Here is a 6,501-nt window from a genome sequence, read left to right as displayed (position 1 = left end):
ATCACATATGGAACTTTCTTCATCATTTTTGTACTGCTTTATTTTTTCATATTTTTAGATACTTTGTCTAATCCATCAGAAGTTCCTATCCATATATTACCTTCATAGTCTAAAGCTAAAGAATATATAAATTGGCTAGTCAAATCATCTTCCTTATCAAGTACTCGTACAAATTCATCTTTTTTATCATCATATACATTTAGTCCATCTGTAGTTCCTACAATAACTTTTCTATCATTTGATATTAGAATCTGNTTTCATTATTATATTCATGCGTATAATAATTTTTTATTTCATCTGTAACTACATTTATTCTACTTATTCCCTCTAATGTTGCTACCCATATGTTCCCATGCTTATCTTCTGTGATGTCTAGAATAATATTATTTGCTATTGTGTTTTTATCAAATTTATCTGCTTTATAATGTTTAAATTCATATCCATCATATCTGTTAAGACCATCCTGAGTTCCTATCCATATATATCCTTTACTATCTTGATAAATTGTCTCAACTGTTGATTGAGATAATCCATTTTCAATAGTTATATTTTTAAAGTTTATATTATTAGGATAATCTGCGTAGGATAATTTATGATTACAAGATATAAATATAAATAGTATACTAACTATAAAACATACAGTTAAAATTTTTAAATGTCTCCCCTTACTCATAATTCTCCCCTTTTGTTGACATATCATATATATTTTTCTTTATTATACTCCAAATCATCGATATTTTTACATTTTATTCCATATATTATTTTATTTCTTGAACTTCTCTGTCTAGCAATTGTAAATTATATTTTCTTATTAAATCTATTAACGTATCAGCATATATAAGCTCTCCATTTTCATTTTTCTTTGTTGCATATCCTGCATCTTCTAATGCTTGAGCTTGAGTTGTATAATGTTTAGCATTAAATAAACCACTAGTTTCATATCTCTTATTTTCACTTAAAAATTTCCCATGGTCATTTATAGAATCTTCTATAGAATCATATTGTCTAAATGCAGCAACTACCTTATCATCATAATTTTCTAAAGTATTTGTACTTACTACTTTACCATTCCATTTTTCATCTGCCTTTATACCAAATATATTATTACTATTTTTACTTAAATCAGACTCTCCCCATCTGGATTCTAATATTGCTTGTCCTACAGTTATAGATGGTAATATATTATATTTTTCATAATTTTCAAATGATAATTCAGATATATTCTCTATAAATTTAATTTTCTCATCTTGATTTTTCAACGTATCTCCAGACAAAGAAACTCCTTTTAACTCATCTAAATAAACCTTTGCCAACTTCTTTTGACTACTATCAAAACCTATCTTATCTATAACTTCATCAAAGCTTTTTACTTTTTTTACTTTATTTCCATCTTCATTTATCTCTTTTATAAATTTCTTACCTGTATCTATTACATCTTTCTTTTTTATATTAGTTAGGTCCTTTTCATATCTAACCATATCTATAGCCATCAATTCTTTCCAGCTTAATTGTACTTCTTTATTACCTATTTCATCTGCCATATCTATATAAAACTCTATTGCTGATTCTTCAATGTTAATTCCTTTATATAATTCTTTTACATTCTTATCTATGCTAATAAAAGTAATTAAACTAACTATCATTGCAAATAATATTATACTTTTCTTAAAAAATTCAAATATATACCTCTTCCTCCATCTTTTTTTCCCTAAATGCTTTATTTTTTTCTTCCCCATAGTATCTCCTTTTATATTTATACTTTATCTCATTATACTATTAACTTTTTAAAATAATATATTTTGTAATAAAAAATAGCTATATTTAATTATTGATAATTAAATATAGCTATTTATAATATATTATTTAGATTTTAATTCTATCCATGCTTTATCATATAATTTTATTTTATCACCTAAATCTATGAAAGTTTCACATTTAGATAATACTTCTTCTGATGGATAAGCAATTGGATTTTCAGTTATTTCCTTATCTAATAATTTTAGTGCTCCTTCATTAGGTATAGAATATCCTATATATTCAGCATTAGTTTTTGCATTTTCTGGATCTAATAAGAAGTTTATAAACATTTCTGCCTCTTTTTTATTTTGGGCAGTTTTAGGTATACACATAGCATCTACCCATTTATTAGTTCCTTCTTTTGGTATTACATATTGTAAATTAGGATTTTCTTCCATAAGTAGTACAGCATCTCCTGAGTATACTATACCCATAGCGGCTTCTTCTCCTAATAATCTGTCTTTACCTTCATCATTTACATAAGCTAATACTAAATCTTTTTGTTTTATTAATGCATCTTTAGCTTCATTTATTTGCTTAGGATCTGTTGAGTTTATACTATAGCCTAATTTTTTTAGAGCAATTCCCATAGTATCCCTAACAGAATCAAACATTAATATATTTCCTTTATATTTAGGATTCCATAAGATGTCCCAACTATCAACTGGTTCTTTAACCATCTTTTTATTATATAATATTCCAAATGTTCCCCACATATATGGAACACTATATTCGTTAGTTTTATCATATACAGGATTTAAAAAGTCTTTGCCTATATATTTTATATTAGGTATATTATTAAAGTCTATTTTTTGTAAAAGACCTTCATTTTTCATTTTTTCTACCATATAATCAGATGGGAATACTAAATCATAATTTGTACTTCCACTGTTTACTTTTTGATACATAGTTTCATTAGTATCATAAGTTTCATAAAGTACTTTTATACCTGTTTCTTCTTCAAACTTATTTATTAATTCTTCATCTATATAATCACCGACATTATATACATTAAGAACTTTTGTAGAATCTGTTCCTTTTCCACAACCTGTCATCATAGTTGCAGACATTATACCTATAGTTAAAAGTGATACTATTTTTCTATATATTTTCATTACTTACCACTCCTTACTATAGATTGTTTTCTATTTGATAATAAAAGTAATCCAAGTACTACTACGAACATTATAGTAGATAATGCATTTATCTCTGGTTTTATACCTCTTCTAGCCATACCGTAGATTTCTATTGAAAGGTTACTTACTCCATTTCCTGTATTGAAGAAACTTATTATAAAGTCATCAATAGACATAGTAAATGCCATTAAAAATCCTGATATTATACCTGGCTTTATTTGAGGAAGTATAACTTTTCTAAGTGCATACATAGGTGTAGCACCTAAATCCATTGCTGCCTCTTCAATATTTTGAGGTAATGATCTTACTTTAGGTAAAACAGATAGTATAACATAAGGTATACTAAACATTATGTGAGATAAAAGCATCGTTACAAATCCAAATTCTATCTTAACAAATGAAAATAAACTCATTAATGCTACTGCTGTAACTATATCTGGATTTAAAACCGGAAGATAGTTTATATTAAGCATTAATTTTTTTGGTTTCGATTTCATTTTATTTATTCCAATTGCACTTATAGTACCTATTATAGTAGCTATTACTGAAGATAATAAAGCAACTAAAAGTGTATAATATAGTGCACTCATTATACTCTCGTTGTGTATAAGGCTTTTATACCATTTGAATGTAAATCCGCCCCAATGAGCCATTGATTTAGAATCATTAAAAGAAAATACAACTAATGCAGCTATTGGTGCATATAAAAATAAAAATACTAAGAATAAATAAATATTAGATATATATTTCTTTAACTTTAAAATAATAACCCACCGCCTTCCTTATCAGATTTATCTTCAAATCTAGACATTACAGCCATAGATATAAGTATTATTATCATCATAAATATTGATACAGCAGATCCGAAGTTCCAATCTCCAACTACTGTAAATTGTTGCTCAATTAAGTCTCCTATAAGCATAAACTTACCACCACCTAGTAATCTAGATATAGCAAATGTTGTAACTGCTGGCATAAATACCATCGTTATTCCAGATACAACTCCTGGTAAGCTTAAAGGGAATATTACCTTAGTAAATACTTGGAAACTATTTGCACCTAAGTCGCGTGCTGCATTTATTAAGTCATTATCCATTTTTGATAAAGAGTTAAATATAGGAAGCACCATAAATGGTAAGAAGTTATAAACCATACCAAGTAATATCGCTGCATTAGTATATAAAATACTTGTAGCTGGTATTCCGAATAATCCTAAGAACGTATTTAATAAACCATTCTTTCCAAGTATTGCAACCCATGCATATGTTCTAAGTAAGAAGTTCATCCACATAGGAAGTATAAATAATAATATTAATGTTCCTCTTCTGCTGACATTAACTTTAGATATTAAATAAGCTACTGGATATCCAACAATTAAACAAATTAATGTCGATCCACCTGCTAAAATTACAGATCTTAAAAATACCTTAAAGTAAATTGGATCCATTAAATCTTTATAATTTGCTATAGAAAACACTTGTTTTCCATCTATTTCTCGTGTAAAACTAAAAAGTACTACTAGTATTAAAGGGATTACTATAAATATGGCACTCCATATTACATATGGATAAGCTAAAAAAGATTTTCTTTTCATCTTAGTTCTCTACTTTTCTCATGATGTGAATATCTTCTGGGTATATATCCATACCTAATTCAGAACCAACTTCTGCACTCTTAGTATTATGAAGTATCCACATTCTATCATTTTCTTCAACTAATATTTCATAGTGTACACCTTTGAATACTGTAGATGTAACTATACCTTTTAGCATACCTTCTTCTGGTTGTACCATTTTTATATCTTCAGGTCTTATAACTACCTCTATATTTTCATTCTTTTCAAATCCCTTATCTACACAGTCAAATACGTTTCCACAAAACTCAACTTTAAAATCATCTAACATAGTACCATCAAATATATTACTTTCACCTATAAATTTAGCCACGAAAGAGTTTTTAGGCTCATTATATATATCTTCCGGACTTCCCATTTGTTGAATCTTTCCTTTATTCATAACTACTATTGTATCAGACATACTAAGTGCTTCTTCTTGATCATGTGTTACGAATATAAATGTTATTCCAAGCTTTTGTTGCATTCGCTTTAATTCGATTTGCATTTCTTGTCTTAACTTTAAGTCTAGTGCTCCTAAAGGTTCATCAAGTAATAATACCTTTGGTTCATTAACTAATGCTCTTGCTATTGCTATTCTTTGTTGTTGACCACCACTTAATGAATCTACTTTTCTATTTTCATAACCTTCTAAAGCAACTAACTTTAGCATTTCTTTTACTTTTCTATCTATTTCTTCCTTTGGTAATTTTTTTATTTTTAATCCAAATGCTATATTTTCATATATATTCATATGAGGGAATAGTGCATATTTTTGGAATACAGTATTTACTTGTCTTTGATATGGAGGCATATTATTTATGTCTTTACCTTCAAAAACTACCTTTCCATCATCTGCATATTCAAACCCTGCTATTATTTTTAAAGTAGTAGTTTTTCCACATCCACTTGGTCCTAACAGTGTTAGAAATTCATTTTTCTTTATATTTAATGAAAAGTCATCCAGTATAGTTAACTCATCATAAGATTTACATAAATTTTTTAGTTCAATTATATTTTCTACCAATTATTACACCTCTTTCTTAAAATGATGGCGGAGTGCTCACCCAAATTACTTTGGCAACAGTCTTTCCCGCGTTCGATATATAATGATTAGCTCTTGGTTTAAAATAAAAACTTTCGCCTTTTTTTACTTTATTTTTCTTATCACCTATATGTAAATATATTGAACCAGATAACACATATCCAAATTCTTCACCCTCATGTGGCTTTTCTTCTTTATATTGTCCACCTGACTCTAAAGTTATTATTATAGGTTCCATTTCATTTTTTTGAGAATTTGGTACTAGCCATTTTAAACTATATTTTAAATCCTCATCTTCTGTTTCAAACATGTCATCTTTTGTAAAACATATTCTTTCATCATCTATCTCATTAAAAAATTCCCTTAAATTCGTCCCTAGTATTTCAAGTATATCTATAAGGGTAGCAATGGATGGTGATGTTAAGTTATTTTCTAATTGAGATATAAATCCTTTAGATAATTCACACCTATTAGCTAACTCTTCTTGCGTCAATTGTTTTTCAATTCTCATACGCTTTATTTTCTCACCTATATCCATAGTCTCACCTCCTAGTAATTTTGTTTTTATTAATAAACATTGTGTTTAAAATTTCTAAACAACAAAACACATTATATAAAAAATAGCAATATTATTCAATAGTTTTTTCATTTTTTTATAATTTTATGTTTATTAATAGAACCCTGAAAATTTCAATGTTTTTAATATTATTGCTTAATTTTATGTTTATATTAATATTTATAAAGTTTAGTATCCCTAATTTATTTTTAATTTTCAATAAAAAATCTAATTATTTAAATTTCAACAATACTCTAATTTACTAATATTCTAAGTTTATTAATTTTTCAAGTTTATATATCAACTATTTATCTTATATATTTAAATATAAAAAAGTTGACTATAAAGAATATAG

8 protein-coding genes are annotated in these 6,501 nt (G+C 26.8%); all 8 read right to left on the bottom strand.

What is annotated here, in order from left to right; translation table 11 throughout:
* Positions 1 to 38: 38 nt before the first annotated feature.
* Positions 39 to 143, bottom strand: a complete 105-nt coding sequence (locus G3997_RS01510) for a two-component regulator propeller domain-containing protein (RefSeq protein WP_296646995.1) — start codon at positions 141 to 143, stop codon at positions 39 to 41.
* A 101-nt stretch (positions 144 to 244) separates the two neighbouring features.
* Positions 245 to 673: a ligand-binding sensor domain-containing protein gene (locus G3997_RS01505; protein ID WP_296646992.1), complete on the bottom strand. Its 429-nt coding sequence runs from the start codon at positions 671 to 673 to the stop codon at positions 245 to 247.
* 85 nt (positions 674 to 758) lie between these two features.
* Positions 759 to 1,736 (bottom strand): glycoside hydrolase family 73 protein, encoded by a 978-nt coding sequence (locus G3997_RS01500; RefSeq protein ID WP_296646987.1) that lies wholly within the window; start codon positions 1,734 to 1,736, stop codon positions 759 to 761.
* 123 nt (positions 1,737 to 1,859) lie between these two features.
* Positions 1,860 to 2,912 carry an ABC transporter substrate-binding protein gene (locus G3997_RS01495; RefSeq protein WP_296646984.1) on the bottom strand — a complete coding sequence of 351 codons (1,053 nt, stop codon included), beginning with the start codon at positions 2,910 to 2,912 and terminating at the stop codon, positions 1,860 to 1,862.
* Positions 2,912 to 3,586, bottom strand: a complete 675-nt coding sequence (locus G3997_RS01490) for an ABC transporter permease (protein WP_334299835.1) — start codon at positions 3,584 to 3,586, stop codon at positions 2,912 to 2,914. Before G3997_RS01490 ends, G3997_RS01495 begins: the two co-directional genes overlap by 1 nt.
* 104 nt (positions 3,587 to 3,690) lie before the next feature.
* Entirely contained in the window at positions 3,691 to 4,527 is an 837-nt protein-coding gene (locus tag G3997_RS01485; protein ID WP_296646981.1) for an ABC transporter permease, read from the bottom strand.
* 1 nt (position 4,528) lies between these two features.
* Positions 4,529 to 5,572, bottom strand: coding sequence for a spermidine/putrescine ABC transporter ATP-binding protein (gene potA, locus G3997_RS01480; RefSeq protein ID WP_296646978.1), 1,044 nt, complete (start codon positions 5,570 to 5,572; stop codon positions 4,529 to 4,531).
* 16 nt (positions 5,573 to 5,588) lie between these two features.
* Positions 5,589 to 6,128, bottom strand: coding sequence for a helix-turn-helix domain-containing protein (locus G3997_RS01475; RefSeq protein WP_296646975.1), 540 nt, complete (start codon positions 6,126 to 6,128; stop codon positions 5,589 to 5,591).
* Positions 6,129 to 6,501 lie beyond the last annotated feature (373 nt).

This window comes from Romboutsia sp. 13368 (genome assembly GCF_018336475.1).
Lineage (GTDB): Bacteria > Bacillota > Clostridia > Peptostreptococcales > Peptostreptococcaceae > Romboutsia.
Note: the sequence above shows the minus strand (reverse complement) of the source record. Positions and strands in the feature narration are given on the sequence as shown.